Source organism: Alcaligenes sp. AB3 (assembly GCF_031844565.1).
Lineage (GTDB): Bacteria > Pseudomonadota > Gammaproteobacteria > Burkholderiales > Burkholderiaceae_B > Alcaligenes > Alcaligenes faecalis.
Map to the genome: position 1 here is coordinate 503,494 of NZ_JAUZVM010000003.1, position 16,084 is coordinate 519,577.

Sequence of the window (16,084 nt, forward strand, 5' to 3'; positions counted from 1 at the left end):
TGCGTTGCCGTCATCAGGAATCAGTAATGGACAGTTCCAGCCCCAAAGGGGCAAGAGACTTCTCACAAGCTGAATCAAAGAAAAAGCCGAGCAAAGACGAGTCCTGCCCTGCCCGCAACAAGATGCAGACATAGGCAGAAAGAAGAAGGTATACGGGGGTGTCTCCGACCGAACCGAGGCCTTTGCGGCGCTTCTTTTGATCCCGATAATGGGAAGTGAGGCTCATTCTACGAGCCGTCAAAGGCAGGAAAATCACCTCTAGGTAATGAGGGTTATCAATCGCTTCGGTGGCTGGACACAGGCAGATAGGCCTGCCCAATGAACTGTTGACGCAGCTCCTGCCATTGGAATTGCATATCCCGGGCCTGCTGCTCGTCCGGGCGCAAGCCCTCTGGTTCCAGCTGCATCAAGGCCAAGCCGTACTTGGCTGCCGACAGCTCCTGGGCCACACTGGCCGACTGCTGCACGGCCTGGGCCGGACGCTCTTGCCACAAGGCTCCCAACCCCATCAAGCTTTCAGAAGCCTTGGCCAGACGCTGACGCACCGAGCCCGCAATACTGACGGGCCAGATTTGAGTAAACATCACGTACATGACTGCATTACCCAGCAAAATGCCGATTACGCGATCCCGAGCCGAATCCAGATCAAAGCTGGGGCCAAAGCCCTGCAAGGTCACCAGATAAAAAGCAAAGGCAATTTGAATACCGGCATAGGAAATACGCTCGGGACCGTAGAACACCCAGGCCCCCAACAAGGAGACCAGGAAGACCACAACCATCAAGCCACCAATATCCAGCAGATGCGGCATCACAAACAGGATGGTGATAAAGCCTAGCGCCGCCCCCAGCAAACAGCCCACAATCCGCAAGGCCAGCTTGTGTACGGTTTCCCCGGTGGAACCCAAGGCGGCCACGTAGCAGGTAATCATGGCCGTATGAATGCCCTGCCAGTCCGCCGCGCTGTAGATCAGATAACAAAGCACGGCAGCGGCCGTCGCCTTCAAGGCATGGTGCTGATACACCGGATTGCTAAAGGCATCGGGCACCATGAAAGAGCCATGCTCCGGGTCCGCCTTGCCAATGGATACCGCACCCGACAAAGCCAGCAAGGCATCGCGCAAATCCTGTACGGCCAAAGAGCTGGAAGCAGGCAGCTCGGGCAGATCATCCATCTGCGGCAAACGCCCTTGTTCAATATCCTGCGCGCTGCGCTCGCAGATCTGGGCAAACGCCGTGGCCTGCTCATTGTCCAGATGCTGATCGCGCAGAACGGCAACCGCCAGCAAGGCCCGGTAGCTATTCAAAATGGCCTGATCCAGATCCGCCTGCTCTTGTGCCGTTCGCAAATGAAACAACTTTATCCAGCCCAGTCGCTTTTGTTGTGCGCTGACTCCCAACGCCAGCTCATCCCACAAATCCTGCGTATCGGCCTGCCCCATCAAACCCTGTGCCGCCAAACGCAAGCGCGCGGCCAGTTCACGACGCAGCACCTTGTGCGGGTACAAGCCAAAGCAAAGGTTGAAGATCAGCACCAGGCCCATGGGGGCGCAGGTCATCAACCAGGCATAAAGCACGGCGCGGGTAGCAATTTCGCCAAAGGGTACATAGCCCAGCAAGGTCAGCACAAAGGCGATGACCAAGGCAATAATGCCGCCCAAGGGCCCCAGCTTGCTGGCGACCCCTAAAAACAGCAGCACAAAGGACGTCAGCACCATGGCCAGCAAACGCCAGGCCGGATACTGAATCGTGACCTGAATCAGTGGCACCATCAGCAGCACCACAATAGACACCAGCACTACCAGGGCCAGCGCCAGCACCGAGCTTTCCCCAGCGTCAGACTTCATCACAAAGAAGATCACAAAGCAGCTGACGGCAGACTCGGGGATGCCGTAGTTCATGGCCAGCAACACCATCAGGGCGCACAGCACGGCCACTCGCCAGCTTTGCGCCAGACGGCCAGGGGTGGGCTGCAAGTCTTGCCAGACCAGCCGCGTCAGACCCGACAAGCCGGTCTTAGCAGTCGCCATCGCGATGAATGATGGTGGTGGCAGACGCGCCCATGCGCATCAGATCCTCGGGCGGCGCATCCAGACGGATACGTACCGGAAAGCGTTGCGCCACCCGTACCCAGTTCATGGATTTTTGAATATAGGGCAGGCTGCGTGGCAGATTGATCTGCTCCTGACTGCTGACGCCCCAACCAATCTCCTCTACCTTGCCCGAGAGCTTGCGCGAAGGATCAGACAGCACATACACGGTGGCGCATGTGCCGGGTTTGATCTCTTTCAGATCCGTTTCCCGGTACATGCCCGTGACATACCAGGAGTCCGTATCCAGCAAGGTAAAGACGGAGGTACCGGGCATTAAATGTTCGCCCGCACCGGTACGCAAACCCACAATCCGGCCATTGTGCGGTGCCTTGACCTGGGTATGTTCCAGATCACGCTGGGCCATCGCCAGACCCGCCTGACGCGCTTGCACCATAGCTTCCTCTGCCTGCGTATTGCCGACCAGAGCCTGAGCCGCACCGGATTGCTCCGTGGCCTGTTTCAGTGTGACTTGAGCATCGCGCAGCAAGGTATTGGCTTCATCCAATTGCTGTTGGGACACATAGCCCTTGGCCGCCAGGTTTGCCAAGCGACGCTGGCTTTGTGCCGCCATCGCCAAATTGGTTTTTGCGCGGGTGATCTGATCATCCGCAATCACGGCGTTATGCCCTTCTGCCCGCACGGCGCGCTGCTTCATGTCCAGCGTCGCCTGGGCCAGCGCCAGTTCAGCCTGGGCCTGTTCCAGACGCAGCTGATAAAACACCGGGTCCACGGTAAAGAGCAATTCATCACGGCGAACGAACTGGCCGTCACGCACGACCATGCGCTCAATCTGTCCGGGCAGGGAGCTGGAGATATGCACCACATCGGCGCCGATCACCGCGTCTTCGGACAAGGGGTTGTTGGCTGAGCGTTGCAAATACCACCATGCCAAGACAATGGCGGCGACAACAATCAGCACGCTCAACAGGCGGGCAGCGCCTTTACGGGGGGAGGATTTCTGTGCCTGGGTCATGGCTCAGTCACTCGAAAAAAAGAAGAAGTGCGACAAAGGTCAGTGCCAGTGTCAGACAGGCATAGACAGGCAAACGCATGGGCAGGGCATCATCCACACCTGCGCGGATCAGTCCCCAACGTATCAGCAAGGTCAGCAGCACGGCTCCCAGCACGCACACCAGCCAGGCCGGGAAATACGAACCCGCCATATAAACCGACGGTGCAAGAGAACATCCCCCCAACAAGGGCAAGGCAGCCAGACCGGCTAGTAGCGCACGCATGCGTGGCATCTCCCTGATTAGTGTTAAACCGATCAGCGCACTGCGCCCGGATCGCAGCGAAGAATTGTACCTGAGCCTTTTCAAATACATCCTTTATATCCCTGCCAGATTAAGCAACTGTGTATCTATCATTTTCACGAGTATAGTGACAACCATCTTTCTGATAGGGTCTCGATAACCTTAGTTATTTACACAGAGTTGCCATGGATGACGTAAACCTGACTTTAAGCATGCTGGCCGCGGTTTTAATCAGCAACAGCGTGGTCAAGATAATACCTGTTGCCATCCCTGCCCCTCTCGTACAGATTCTGCTCGGCTTTCTGATTGCCGGTTGGTTCAATCATGGAATGACCCTGAATCCGGATCTGTTCTTTTATCTTTTTCTGCCACCCTTATTATTTCTGGACGGCTGGCGCATTTCCAAGGAAAGTTTAATTCGGGACCGAATCGGCATTCTGGTTCTGGCCTTCATCCTGGTTTTCTTAACGGTATTCGGATTAGGCCACGTTCTGCATTGGCTCATTCCTGCCATGCCTTTGCCCGTAGCCTTTGCCTTGGCCGCCATCGTCTCGCCTACTGACCCAGTCGCCGTTTCGGCTATTACCCGCCGCGTGCCTCTGCCCCCACGGCTACAGGCTTTACTGGAGGGTGAATCGCTTTTCAATGATGCCAGCGGTCTGGTTGCGTTTCGACTGGCTGTCGCCCTGGCGCTGGGTGGATCTTTTTCCATCACCTCTGCCAGCCAGAACTTCCTGTGGCTAACGCTGGCCGGTCTGGTCGTTGGTGTGGTGACCACACGCGCCCTGCTATTTCTGCGTAATCTCTTTGTACGCCGCTGGGGCGAAGAGCCAGGGCCAGAAGTTCTGTTCAGTCTGCTCCTGCCCTTTGCGTCTTATTTCCTGGCCGAACAAATGGAGGCCTCCGGCATTCTGGCCGCTGTCGCGGCAGGCGTGACCATGAGCTATGCCGAGCTCTCGGGCAATGCACTGGCAGCCACGCGCATGCAGCGCAAAACCGTCTGGGACACCCTGCAACTTAGCCTGAATGGCATGATGTTCGTCCTGCTGGGCGAGCAACTACCGGCTATCTTTCGCGGAGCGGTACAGGTTGTTCAGGAAACGGGGCACCACAATCCGGCCTGGCTGCTGGTCTATGCAGTCGCCATGTGTACCACCCTGATTTTGCTGCGCTTTTTATGCGTTTACGCCTACCTGTGGCTAAGACGCGGCCTGTCCCTGCTGGGCCTGCATCATGATGCCGAAACCGCACAAGCCAACCCGCGCCTGGTGCTGGTGCTGTCCATTGCAGGGGTACGAGGTGCCGTCACCTTGGCCGGTGTCATGACCTTGCCGCTCACTCTAGCCGATGGTAGTCCTTTTCCTGCCCGGGATCTGGCTATTTTCCTGGCCTCTGTGGTCATTATCGTGTCATTGCTGACAGCCAGCCTGGCCTTGCCCCCCATAATGAAACGAGTCTCCTTCCCTGCCCTGCGTCGACGTCAGGAGCAAGAAGAACGGGCCGAACAAGCAGTGCGTCACGCCAGCGCCCAATCGGTGGCGCAAACATTGAATGAGCTGATTGCCCACAATCCCGAGTCGTCAGGAGCCCGTTATACGGCCATGGCCGATCGAGTTCTGAGCAATATTGCTCACAGCCCCCAGGAAGAGGGAGGCGAGCAGGGTCTGGCAGAACAAGCACTGGAAAAAGACATGCAAATCCGGGCCATCCATGCCGCGCGTGATGCCGTTTACACTCTAGCTCGCACACACCAGATATCCGATGAAATCGCTCGCGAAAGGGTCCGCCTGCTGGATCTGATCGAACTGCGTATGTCTTGAGTCCGCTTTCCTTTTATTTATCTTTGATTTTTAGGACGCCATGCAGACTTATTCTTACCTGGGCCAGTCCCCTGCCCTGCGCCAACAACGCCAAGCTTACCGTCACGGCTTGCCTGCCTGCGTTTGCGCCCACCCGTCCATTCCCTTCATCCACAAGCGCTTGAGCGCAGCGGCCAGCTTTGCACCCAGCGCCACCCCCGCAAGCCCAGCCTTTCAGTCCAATAATGCTCTGGATCAAAAGCCTCTTGCTCTGGCTCCCAAACTGATTCTGAGCAATCTGCGCCTGTTTGATGGGGAAACGACAGAGCTGAAGAAAGGGCTGGCCGTCCAGATCGATCAGGGTCGCATTAGCGCTGTCATGCCCCTTGCCGAGATTCCGGCCGACGCCACCGTCATGGACTGCCAGAACAAGGTCCTGATGCCTGGCCTGATCGATGCCCACTGGCATAGCCTCCTGTGCGCTGTCGACCAGATGACGGCCATGATGGCCGACCCAGCCGACCTGCATTTGATTGCCAGCAAGGAGGCCGAGCGCACCTTGCTGCGCGGTTTTACCACCGTGCGCGATGCCGGAGGCCCCAGCTTCTCCCTGAAACGCGGCATTGATATGGGCCTGCTGCATGGCCCGCGCATCTACCCCAGCGGAGCCATGATTGCGCAAACCGGCGGCCATGCGGACTTCCGTATGCGCTACGAAGTCCCACGCGCAGAAGGCGAGCTGAGCCACACCGAACGAGCAGGCGTCACTTGCATTGCCGATGGCGCCGACCAGGTCCTGCGTCGCGTTCGTGAGCAACTGATGCTGGGCGCCAGCCAGATCAAGCTGATGGCCGGGGGGGGTGTCACCTCCTTGTACGACCCACTGGAAGGACTGCAATTTAGTGATGCCGAACTGCGTGCCGCCGTGGGTGCCGCCAACGACTGGGGGACTTACGTGATGGTGCATGTGTATTGCGCCCGTGGTATCCAGCGTGCGATCAAGGCAGGCGTGAAATCCATCGAGCACGGTCAGCTTGCCGACGAAGAAACCGCCCGCATAATGGCAGGCGAAGGCGTATGGTGGAGCCTGCAACCCTTTCTGGCCGATGAAGATGCCAATGTCCAGCACGACCCGCGCAGCAAGGCCAAGCAGCAACAAGTGGCCGTGGGAACCGTGCGCGCTTACGAACTGGCAGACAAATACCAGATCCAGACGGCCTGGGGCACGGACATTCTGTTCACCCCCGCCCACCTGCCCCACCACGGCCGCATGCTGTCCAAGCTGACCCGTTTTTACAATCCGCTCAAAGTGCTGAAAATGGCGACCGGAGATAATGGCCGACTGCTGCAACTGTCGGGCCTGCGCCAACCATACGAAGGCGAACTGGGCGTGATCCGACCCGGTGCCCTGGCCGATCTGTTGTTGATTGATGGCGAACCCGAACAAAGCCTGAGCTTTCTGGAACAGCCCGAGCAGAACCTGCTGCTGATCATCAAGGACGGCAAGATTTACAAGAACGCCCTGCCTGCCTGAACCTTCATCATCAAGGAATGCCCATGCCTAACGAATTGATGCAGTTATTCAAATTGCTCGGCCTGGGGCTGGCATTTTTGCTGCCCCTGGCCAATCCCCTGACCTCGATGGTGATGTATCTGTCTTTGGGCGAAACCCTGAGCGCCGCCGAGAAAAAGCAGCAACTGCGTCAGGCGACGCTGTATGTCATTCTTGCCTTGCTGATTACCTACTACGCAGGTTTGTGGATTACGTCGGCACTGGGCATTTCCATGGTGGGCATGCGCATCGGGGGCGGGCTGATTGTGGCATATATCGGCTTTCGCATGCTGTTTCCGCCGACCGTCAGCGATGTGGTTTCCAAGGCAGCCGATCAGAACACCGCCGCCCACAACAATATCGCCTTTGTCCCGCTGACCCTGCCCTCCACGGTGGGGCCTGGCACCATGGCGCTGGTCATCAGCGCCTCCTCCAAAATGGCCGGTATGCGCGGACACTATGCAGAATGGGTGCTGGTGGCCACGCCCATCATTCTGGCCGTTCTGATCGGTTTGATCTTTTTCATTTGCCTGCGCTCCTCGCTCAGCATCGTGCGCGTCATTGGGCATAACGGCGTCGATGCCATCTCGCGCATCATGGGATTTTTACTGGTCTGCATGGCCGTACAGCTCGTCCTGGAAGGCGGACAGCAGTATGCTGCTACGCTGCTGACTCACTCTGCCGCATCCTGAATTTATGTCCACGTCCTGTTTTCCTGCATTGCGTCTAACTTTGGCAGTCACGGCCGCCCTTGCGCTGGCCGCCTGCGCTGCGCCCGACCACAAGTCCATGACCCAGCCCATGCCCGAGCACGACGCGCCGGAGCCACCTCGCCTGACATTGGCCGACTACAGCAGCCCTGATCAAAGCCAGCCTGCGCCCAGCGTACAGGCCAATCATGAATACAGCCTGCCTGAACTGATCGACCTGGCCCAACGCCTGAACCCCAGCACCCGCATTGCCTGGGGCGAGGCCCAACAAGCAGCCCAGGCCGCCGGCATGGTGGAAAGCACCTACCTGCCCTTGATCTCTGCCAGTATCGTGGGCGGCTATATGCGCAGCGACCGCGACAGCAGCGTGCACATTCTGGGCAGAGAGGTCGATGTGGACTACGACACCCATTTAAGCGGTGCCGTCCCTTCCCTGACCTTGAAATGGTTGCTGTTCGACTTTGGCAAGCGCGCAGCTTTGCAAGAAGCCGCCGACAAGCTGGCCATGGCCAGCCGCATTACTTTCAGCGGCGTGCATCAGGCCGTTATTGCCGAAGTATCCATCAGCTACTTCAACTACAACTCGGCCCGCCAGCGCGCACAAATCTCGGCTCAGGGCCTGAAGAACGCCGCCCTGATTGAGGATATCGCCCTGGAGCGGCAACGCAATGGACTGGGCACCCAGATTGAAGTCGCCCAGGCACGACAGTTGAAAGCCCAGGCCCGTTTGCACCATGTGAATGCCAGCACCCTGGCACGTCAGTCCTACCAGACTTTGCTGGGTGCGATTGGCCTGTCCCCCGAGACGGAGCTGAAAGTCGCCGATAGCGCCACCCGCCCCCTGCCCGAGGAACTGGATATCCCTGGCAATGACACACTGAAAAAAGCCATCGCCCAGCGGCCCGATGTGCAGGCCCTGCAAGCCGCTCATCAGGCCAGTCTGGCAGGCATAAATTCAGCCGAAGCCAGTTTCATGCCCAAGCTGGCCTTGATGGGCTTTATCTCCAAACGTATGGGTTCATTAAGCGTGGGCAGTCTGCCCGAAGTCAGCCCACAATCCTCCTCCCGAGGAGCCGTGCTGGCTTTGAACATCCCGCTCTACGATGCCGGGCTGCGTAACAAGCAAGTGCGTGAAGCCCAACTGCGTGCTGACACCGCACGTGAGCGCGTCGCCAAAACCGAGCAGGACGCCTACAAGCAAATGATCATCGCCGCCGATGCGCTACGGGCTGCTCTGGAATCCCACCAAGCCGCCACCAGTCTGGTCGAAGCGGCCCAGATCACCTATCAAGGTGCGCTGGAATCCTATAAGGAAGGTCTGACCGGCATGACCTTGCTGACCGAAGCACACACTGGCTTGCTGGGGGCCCAAGAAGCCCAGACTGCCGCCCATACCGCCGGTTTGGTCGGCTCCGTGAATCTGGCTTTTGCCATGGGCGAGCTCAATCAAGCTCCCAAAATCCCGGGGGATACCAGTCAATAGTCGGCAAAAATCAAGCCGAACGTTTGTTTGCAGCAGGAATAAAAAAGGGAGCCATTCACGGCTCCCTTCTCATTTAGCAACCGCTACAACAGCGGTTTACTGCTCTTCAATCGCATCCAGAGCCTTGGCCAAACGCTCCACCGAGCGTTCCAGATTGTTCAGCTTGTCCAGGCCAAACAGACCAATTCGGAAGGTCTTGAAATCAGCAGGTTCATCACATTGCAAAGGCACGCCCGAGGCGGCTTGCAAACCGGCCTTGGCAAACTTCGCAGCGGAATGGATGCCGTCATCCGTGGTGTAGCACACCACCACCCCCGGCGCTTCAAAACCCGGTGCCGCCACGCTGCGGAAACCATGTTCGCTGAGCAAGGCACGCACCTTGCGGCCCAGCTCCAGCTGACGATTGCGAATCCAGTCAAAGCCCAGAGCTTCTGTCTCGGCCATCGCTTCTTGCAGCACCTTCAAGGAATCGGTAGGCAGGGTCGCGTGGTAAGCATGCGCCCCATTCTCATACGTTTCCATGATCTGCAGCCACTTGCGCAGATCGCAGGCAAAGCTGGTGCTGGTCGTGGTTTCAATGTGCTGACGAGCACGCTCGCTCAACATCACCAGACCGCAACATGCCGAGCCGGTCCAACCCTTTTGCGGAGCGCTGATCAGCACGTCCACGCCCACATCCTTCATATCCACCCATACCGTGCCCGATGCAATGCAGTCCAGCACAAACAGACCGCCTGCCGCGTGCACCGCATCCGCTACCTGACGCATATAGTCATCGGGCAACATGATGCCGGAGGCTGTTTCCACGTGCGGGGCAAACACCAAAGCCGGTTTTTCAGCCTGAATCGCAGCGACTACCTCTTCGATAGGGGCCGGTGCGTAAGCGGCCTGCTTGCCTTCCTCAATCGGGCGGGCCTTCAGAACCGTAGTGCTGGCGGGGATGGAACCCATGTCAAAAATCTGGGTCCAGCGGTAGCTGAACCAGCCATTGCGTATCACCATGCACTTGCGGTCCGTTGCAAACTGACGGGCCACCGCTTCCATGCCAAACGAGCCACTGCCCGGCACCACAGTGGCCGAATGTGCCTGATAGACCTGCTTGAGCGTGCGGGAGATTTCGCGCATCACTTCCTGGAAGGTCTTGGACATATGGTTCAAGGCACGGTCGGTGTAAACCACCGAATATTCAAGCAGGCCGTCCGGATCAACGGGGGTGCTGGTTTGAGACATGAAAACCTCGGAATTCTGATAGAGAAGATATAAGGATCAAAGGATTTTAGACCAAGCAGCTCTGTACGGGCAGCTTGCCCCCAAGACCCTTCCGGTCAGAAGAAATTGCACAGACAGGCTGAACAAGAACAACCTGAATGAGAATTATTGCTATTATTCACTATTCTTTTTTCCGCCTGCTCCGCTAAGCCGCTCCATGTCTCACCCTTCACGTCCCATAAAAGCCTGGCTCGCCTCGTATAGCGAGCTGTTTGGCGTATGGCGGCGCAAGGCCGAGAGTCGGGAAGATGCGGAAGATGCCATGCACGACACCGTTGTAGGCATGCTGGAAAACAACACTGCCCTGATCGACAACCCACGTGCCTATCTGGCACGAGGCACCAGCAACCGGCTGATCAGCCGCCATCGCCACCAAACCGTCCTGACTGTTTTACCCTTGGACGAGCTAAGCGATACCGAGCATCCGCGCCAGACCGGGGCTGACAGCCACGCCCAGTTTGAGCAGTTGGCCGAGGCACTGGTGAACGCGCTGGCCGACTTGCCCCCAAAATGCCGAGAGGTCTACATCAAGCATCGACTGGAGGGTTGGACCCATACCGAAATTGCCCAGGACATGGCCCTTTCCCGCAGCATGGTGGAAAAATACATGACTCGTGCCTTGCGTCACATCCATGAACGACTGCACCATTACGTACCTGACTGACGCCATGTCGTACACAAAGCCCGCGCCATGACCCGCCCCTCTTCCTCCGACGAACTGGATCACCCCAGCGATGCCGCTCATTGGTTCTCCCGACTGCAATCGGGAGAAGCCAGCGAGCAGGACCACCAGGCCTTCCAAGCCTGGCGGGACGCTGATCCTGACAACGAGCGCCGCTACCGCGAGGTGGAGTACCTGTGGCGGGCTACCCAGGCCGTCCCGGAAGAACGCCTGCGCAGACTGCTGCCCCACTCCCCTGGTCCCGTGCCATCCCCCAAGCGCCGCTATCTGACGCTGGGATTGGGCGCACTCGGCGTGCTGGCCCTCTGCGCCGGTGCCATCCATCAGTCGGGCTGGTTGAACCCGGTAGAAGAGACGGTACAGTTGCTCACCGCCAAAGGCGAACGTCAGCAAATCACCTTGCCCGATGGCTCTGTTGTGGACTTGAATACCGACACCATCGCCCAGGCTCGTTTATCGTCATCCAAACGGGAAATCGAACTGCTCCAGGGTGAAGCTTTTTTTGCCGTCCAGCACTACCAAACCCTGCCCTTTATCGTGCGCACCGACTTGGGCACCATTACCGTCACCGGCACCCGCTTCAATGTGCGGCGGCTGGCAGACAGCCTGCAAGTCAGCGTTCAATCCGGCTCGGTCAAAGTGGAGTCCGGTCCTTGGTGGCGTCGTCAGGAACGCCTCTTGGAGGCGCAGCAACAAGTGCTGTTGCGCCAAGGTGCGGAGCCTGGCCCAGTACACACGGCCGACGTGGAAAGCCTGACAGCCTGGCAACGCGGCAAGATCATTTTCAAGAACACACCTTTAGAAGTGCTTGTACAGGAAATGGCTCGCTACCTGCCCCAGCCCTTGATTCTGGACGCCCCCGCCCTGCGCCAGCACCGTATCTCCGGCATTTTCGATGTCGACCAACCCGAGACCGTCCTCAAGGCCTTACCTGCCATTGCCCCTGTCCGGATCCAGAGCGATGCGTCGGGCGTGCAACATGTTGTGGCGCGCTAAAAACAGGGCTTCCTGCTCCTGTTACAAAATAATCATGATTCTCATTCCGGTGATTAAGCACCTTGTGCGTCTAGGTAGGTGAAGGAGGCTCTCCCTCGGAGGACAGCCCCCTGTGTCCCTTTGGCCAAAGGCTGGGCGCGTCTATCGCGCGAGATATATTTTCATTGGAAAACGTAGGATCGTGAGCCCCTTTACCCCACGTCGTCGCCACTCGCCCCTTTTTCAGGCGAACTTGAGTGCCTTGACCTTAAGCGTGAGTCTGGCCTTCAGCCTGGCCCCTTCTGCTGTGCAGGCCCAACAAACTGTCTCTATTCAAATCCCCGCCCAGCCTTTAGGCGATGCCCTGCTGAAACTGGGCGAACAGACCTCTTTGCAGATTTTTTTCTCTCAGGATGTGGTTGCCGGCCGCCAAGCCCGCTCTGTCTCGGGCCGTCTGGCACCTGAGCAAGCTTTGCGTCAATTACTGGACGGCAGTGGCATCAACTACACCCGAGACGGCAACACGATCACCTTGTCAGCCGGTGTGACTCAATTGACGCCAGTCACGATACGCCGCGCCCCTACAGACACCGCTGACAGCTACGTCGCACTAAGCAGCCGCAGTGGCAAGCTGGACGTGCCCTTGATCGAAACCCCGCGTTCGGTCTCCATCGTCACGCAAAAGCAGTTAAAGATTCTGGCCCCGCAAAGTATTGAACGCGCTCTGGCTTACACCCCTGGCGTACAGACTGACGTGTCTGGCTCGGGCGACCTGCGCATGAGCGGCGCGGTGATCCGTGGCTTTAGTGACGGCAGTGCCTACTACAAAGATGGTTTGAAGCAGCTCTCGGCAGGCACCTATGGGTCCTGGAATGATGATATGGACAGCCTGGACAGCATCGAAGTGCTGAAAGGCCCTGCCTCGGTGCTGTATGGGCAGGGACGCCCCGGCGGCGTGGTCAACGTGGTGTCCAAGCGCCCCACCGCCGACCACGTAAACAGTCTGGGCCTGGGCTATGGCAGCTACCAGCGTCGTCAATTAACGGCGGATATCGGTGGGGCCTTGAACGACGACCAATCCCTGCTGTATCGCCTGAATCTGTCCGGGCGCAAAAGTCATGGACGCACCATAGACTCGCGCGATGATCGCGTCTCGGTGTCCCCCGCCCTGCTTTGGAAACTGTCGGACCGGACCAGCCTGACACTTTTGGGCTCGTATTCGCGTGAACGTGGCACCCCCAAGTCCTGGTGGCCCAATCTGTTTTATTACCCCGAAGTCACTGATCTGCCGCTCAAGCGCACCGCCGGGGACCCGGCGTTTGACTACTTCAATCGCGACACCAAAGCCATTGGCTACGCTCTGGAGCATGACACCGAGAGCGGCTGGCGTTTACGTCAGAACCTGCGCTATTCGGAAATCGACATTGATTACCGCCATATCTACGCCATGGCCGTTCTGGCCGACCAGCGCAGCGTCTCCCGAGCCAGCCTGGCCCAGGAAACCAAAGGCCGTACCTTCACGGTAGACAGCCGGGTCGGCAAGGACTTTAACTGGGGACCACTGGAGCATACGTTGGAGTTTGGTGTGGACTATCTGCGCTACAAGGAAAACGACGGCTTGGGCTTTGGCTGGAACGTACCTGATCTGGACATGCTCGACCCGGTATACGGGCTGTCCATCGCACCGCCCGAGCTGGATTACTCCGAGCGCGATCTGAAGCAGACCGGCATTTACATGCTGAACCAGCTGAAATGGAACCAGTGGGTTGCCAATGTCAGCTTGCGTCACGACACCGCTCGCACTGTACAAAGCAGTGCAACGCAGCCTCGCATGACGGACCGTGCCACCACCGGCAGCGCGGGCTTGCTGTACCTGTTTGACAATGGTGTGGCTCCGTACATCAGCTACTCCACCGCCTTTGACCCCACAACAGGGCGGGCGGCAGATGGCACGGCATTCAAGCCTCGCGAGGGCAAACAATACGAAGCCGGGGTGAAGTATCAGCCACCGGGAACCGATGCCCTGATTACCGCTGCGGTGTTTGACCTGCGCCAGACCAATGTCACCACGCCCGATCCAAACTTCCCGCGTTTCAGCGTCCAGACAGGAGAAGTACGATCCACGGGTATCGAGCTGGAAGCCAAGCTGCCCATTAGCTCTCAGCTCAACCTGATGGCGGGCTATACCTATCTGGATCCACGGACTACGCAAAGCGAGCGCACGGCAGAAATTGATCGGCAGACGTTGCAAACCGCACGTCAGACCGCCAGCCTGTGGCTGGACTATCGGCCCCAGCAAATTCAGGGCTTGATGGTGGGGGCGGGTGTACGGTATCGAGGCAAGTCGCCCAATGATGTGCGGCCGGATGGCAGCCTGAACTACAACCCTTCGTTCACCTTGGCAGATATGGCGGTGGCATATGAGACGTCCCGCTATCGGGTAGCCCTGAACGTCAACAATGTGTTCAACAAGAAGTATTACACCGGCCAGTTCCGGGGCATGGAACGGGAAGTGATGTTGAACATGAATTTGTATTGGTAATCATCTTGCTGAACATGAGGCTGTCTTGCCCGACAAGTACAGCTTACTCTGACTAAGTGCAGCGGCAGGCCGTGTCTTTCTTGACTCGGCCTGCCGCTCTGAGTACCGTGATGAGCACGTTTCACCTAGTCTGGGTCTCATCATCATGTCGGTAGCACACTTCAGCCAGAACACTTTGGGACGCGATATTGCGGTTGGCGATATTCACGGTTGCTTTAGCAAGCTGAAAACGTCTTTAAAGCGGATTCGTTTTGATCCCTCCAAGGACCGGCTGTTTTCAGTGGGAGATCTGGTGGATCGTGGCCCGGAGTCGCACCACGTTCTGGAGTGGCTGGACCTATCCTGGTTTCATGCGATTTGCGGCAATCACGAGCAGTTGACCTGGCGGCGGGCGATTGGGCAGCCCATTCAGGAAGTGGATCATCGTGTGCATGGCGGGTTATGGCTGGACGACTGCACTTCGGACGAACAGGCGCTTATCGCCCAACGCCTGCAAGCCCTGCCTTTGGCAATGGAAATTGAAACACCCTTGGGTTTAGTGGGGATAGTCCATGCCGACTTTCCCTACGATGATTGGCAGCACATCCATACTGAAGGTTTTGATGCCCATGACCGCCATGTCTGTATGTGGTCCAGGGATCGCTATGTGACTGGATACGATGGCATGGTGGGGGGGCTTCGGGCTTTGGTGCATGGTCATCAGACGACACACAAGATGCGGCAGTTGGGGAACGTGTTTTTCATTGATACCGGCGGGTGGCTGGATCATGGGCATTTCACCTTGCTGGATTTGAAGCGCTTGGTGGCTTTGTAGGTGTGCTTTGTATTCGATTACGGGTTGTGATTGCAGGATTAGTCTCTGGGGAAACGCTGTTTCGGTCCTGCTGGGGTGTCGGGGCTGAGCACTGGCCGGCGCTGCGCACCGGTACCCTTGTCGAGAACTCAATCGGGGCGCATCCTGAACTCGCACGATGGTTTGTCCACCGGACAAACCATAAGCGTCGTGCTCAAACAGCAGGATGCTTGTACCCCCGATCGAGCCCTCGCCTGCGGCCAGTACTCTGAATCGCCCCAACACCCCAGCAGGACCGAAACAGCTCTCAGCGATTATTTGCAAAGACAATCCTTTTGCAGAAGCTCATTGCCACTTACTGTTTACCGAGTACTGATGGCTAATGGCTGATCGCTGATCGCTGATGTTCAACTAGCTTTGAACACGAAATTAATGACACTAGGTCTAATAACGTACAAACCTATCTTCATCAATGTCAGTACTGGCCTCGTATCTAGCGCTATCTATACCTACCTGAGCAGCAACCATCATGGCAGGCGCTTTGGCTTTGGCTTCAAGGACAAGCTACATGCTACAGATTACAAACTACAGCTTGTTGCGCCAGGAGATCCTCAACAAGATTCATGCTCCCATGAAGCGCCAGGCACTCGATAACTAGCAGTTGGCCCGATTTCTCTATCCCCAACCCTCTCCGCCAACTGTTGAAAACGACGATTAGCAAATACACCTCGACACCCCTCAAGCCCCCTGCGCACCTACGGCAAAAAAAACCACATATAGCCAGATCCCAAAAGGACGAAAGTCTCATATTGATAGTCATTGTGAGCCGGTCTGGGCCGGGGGGCCGTCCTCTGGGCGATTCAGGCTTCTTGCCGCAGGCGGGCTTGCTATTCGGGATTCAAGCGTCCTGTTGTTTGAGCGAAATGCTTGTGCCTT

At 57.6% G+C, this 16,084-nt stretch carries 12 protein-coding genes; 8 read left to right on the plus strand and 4 right to left on the minus strand.

Annotated features, from left to right (window positions below; genetic code table 11):
* Positions 1 to 275 precede the first annotated feature (275 nt).
* The 3 genes from Q9R35_RS09810 to Q9R35_RS09820 are packed head-to-tail and all read right to left on the minus strand — an operon-like array spanning position 276 to position 3,325.
* Entirely contained in the window at positions 276 to 2,027 is a 1,752-nt protein-coding gene (locus Q9R35_RS09810) for an FUSC family protein (RefSeq protein ID WP_311219771.1), read from the minus strand.
* Positions 2,014 to 3,063 (minus strand): multidrug transporter subunit MdtN, encoded by a 1,050-nt coding sequence (gene mdtN, locus Q9R35_RS09815; RefSeq protein ID WP_063693231.1) that lies wholly within the window; start codon positions 3,061 to 3,063, stop codon positions 2,014 to 2,016. Before mdtN ends, Q9R35_RS09810 begins: the two co-directional genes overlap by 14 nt.
* A gap of 7 nt (positions 3,064 to 3,070) precedes the next feature.
* On the minus strand, positions 3,071 to 3,325 hold the full coding sequence (locus Q9R35_RS09820; protein ID WP_311219772.1) for a YtcA family lipoprotein: 255 nt from the start codon (positions 3,323 to 3,325) through the stop codon (positions 3,071 to 3,073).
* Positions 3,326 to 3,528: 203 nt separating this feature from the next.
* Between Q9R35_RS09820 and Q9R35_RS09825 the strand changes: the two genes are divergently transcribed.
* The 4 genes from Q9R35_RS09825 to Q9R35_RS09840 are packed head-to-tail and all read left to right on the plus strand — an operon-like array spanning position 3,529 to position 8,887.
* Positions 3,529 to 5,163 (plus strand): Na+/H+ antiporter, encoded by a 1,635-nt coding sequence (locus Q9R35_RS09825; RefSeq protein WP_042489017.1) that lies wholly within the window; start codon positions 3,529 to 3,531, stop codon positions 5,161 to 5,163.
* A gap of 40 nt (positions 5,164 to 5,203) precedes the next feature.
* Complete coding sequence (locus Q9R35_RS09830; protein WP_311219773.1) at positions 5,204 to 6,676, plus strand: amidohydrolase family protein; 1,473 nt, start codon at positions 5,204 to 5,206, stop codon at positions 6,674 to 6,676.
* 23 nt (positions 6,677 to 6,699) lie between these two features.
* The gene (locus Q9R35_RS09835; RefSeq protein WP_311219774.1) at positions 6,700 to 7,386 is read left to right on the plus strand and encodes a MarC family NAAT transporter; all 687 of its coding nucleotides are present in this window, start codon (positions 6,700 to 6,702) and stop codon (positions 7,384 to 7,386) included.
* A 4-nt stretch (positions 7,387 to 7,390) separates the two neighbouring features.
* Positions 7,391 to 8,887 carry a TolC family protein gene (locus Q9R35_RS09840; RefSeq protein WP_311219775.1) on the plus strand — a complete coding sequence of 499 codons (1,497 nt, stop codon included), beginning with the start codon at positions 7,391 to 7,393 and terminating at the stop codon, positions 8,885 to 8,887.
* 96 nt (positions 8,888 to 8,983) lie between these two features.
* Here the strand turns inward: Q9R35_RS09840 and Q9R35_RS09845 are convergent, their stop codons facing one another.
* The gene (locus Q9R35_RS09845) at positions 8,984 to 10,117 is read right to left on the minus strand and encodes an aminotransferase class V-fold PLP-dependent enzyme (RefSeq protein WP_311219776.1); all 1,134 of its coding nucleotides are present in this window, start codon (positions 10,115 to 10,117) and stop codon (positions 8,984 to 8,986) included.
* A gap of 196 nt (positions 10,118 to 10,313) precedes the next feature.
* On the opposite strand from Q9R35_RS09845, the gene Q9R35_RS09850 reads away from it, so the two are divergent.
* From Q9R35_RS09850 to Q9R35_RS09865, 4 genes are all read left to right on the plus strand, one after another.
* On the plus strand, positions 10,314 to 10,820 hold the full coding sequence (locus tag Q9R35_RS09850; protein ID WP_063693243.1) for an RNA polymerase sigma factor: 507 nt from the start codon (positions 10,314 to 10,316) through the stop codon (positions 10,818 to 10,820).
* 27 nt (positions 10,821 to 10,847) lie between these two features.
* Entirely contained in the window at positions 10,848 to 11,834 is a 987-nt protein-coding gene (locus Q9R35_RS09855) for a FecR family protein (protein WP_042489029.1), read from the plus strand.
* Positions 11,835 to 12,087: 253 nt separating this feature from the next.
* The gene (locus tag Q9R35_RS09860; protein WP_311219782.1) at positions 12,088 to 14,355 is read left to right on the plus strand and encodes a TonB-dependent siderophore receptor; all 2,268 of its coding nucleotides are present in this window, start codon (positions 12,088 to 12,090) and stop codon (positions 14,353 to 14,355) included.
* A 145-nt stretch (positions 14,356 to 14,500) separates the two neighbouring features.
* A complete protein-coding gene (locus Q9R35_RS09865; RefSeq protein WP_086068349.1) occupies positions 14,501 to 15,169 on the plus strand; it encodes a metallophosphoesterase in 669 nt (222 codons plus the stop codon).
* The last annotated feature ends 915 nt before the right edge of the window (positions 15,170 to 16,084 follow it).

What these genes read in the sequence shown, in the direction of transcription:
- Q9R35_RS09865 (WP_086068349.1), top strand. Translation starts at nt 14,501, where the DNA reads ATGTCGGTAGCACACTTCAGCCAGAACACTTTGGGACGCGATATTGCG.
- Q9R35_RS09825 (WP_042489017.1), top strand. Translation starts at nt 3,529, where the DNA reads ATGGATGACGTAAACCTGACTTTAAGCATGCTGGCCGCGGTTTTAATC.
- Q9R35_RS09830 (WP_311219773.1), top strand. Translation starts at nt 5,204, where the DNA reads ATGCAGACTTATTCTTACCTGGGCCAGTCCCCTGCCCTGCGCCAACAA.
- Q9R35_RS09840 (WP_311219775.1), top strand. Translation starts at nt 7,391, where the DNA reads ATGTCCACGTCCTGTTTTCCTGCATTGCGTCTAACTTTGGCAGTCACG.
- Q9R35_RS09855 (WP_042489029.1), top strand. Translation starts at nt 10,848, where the DNA reads ATGACCCGCCCCTCTTCCTCCGACGAACTGGATCACCCCAGCGATGCC.
- Q9R35_RS09850 (WP_063693243.1), top strand. Translation starts at nt 10,314, where the DNA reads ATGTCTCACCCTTCACGTCCCATAAAAGCCTGGCTCGCCTCGTATAGC.
- Q9R35_RS09835 (WP_311219774.1), top strand. Translation starts at nt 6,700, where the DNA reads ATGCCTAACGAATTGATGCAGTTATTCAAATTGCTCGGCCTGGGGCTG.
- Q9R35_RS09820 (WP_311219772.1), bottom strand. Translation starts at nt 3,325, where the DNA reads ATGCGTGCGCTACTAGCCGGTCTGGCTGCCTTGCCCTTGTTGGGGGGA.
- Q9R35_RS09845 (WP_311219776.1), bottom strand. Translation starts at nt 10,117, where the DNA reads ATGTCTCAAACCAGCACCCCCGTTGATCCGGACGGCCTGCTTGAATAT.
- mdtN (WP_063693231.1), bottom strand. Translation starts at nt 3,063, where the DNA reads ATGACCCAGGCACAGAAATCCTCCCCCCGTAAAGGCGCTGCCCGCCTG.
- Q9R35_RS09810 (WP_311219771.1), bottom strand. Translation starts at nt 2,027, where the DNA reads ATGGCGACTGCTAAGACCGGCTTGTCGGGTCTGACGCGGCTGGTCTGG.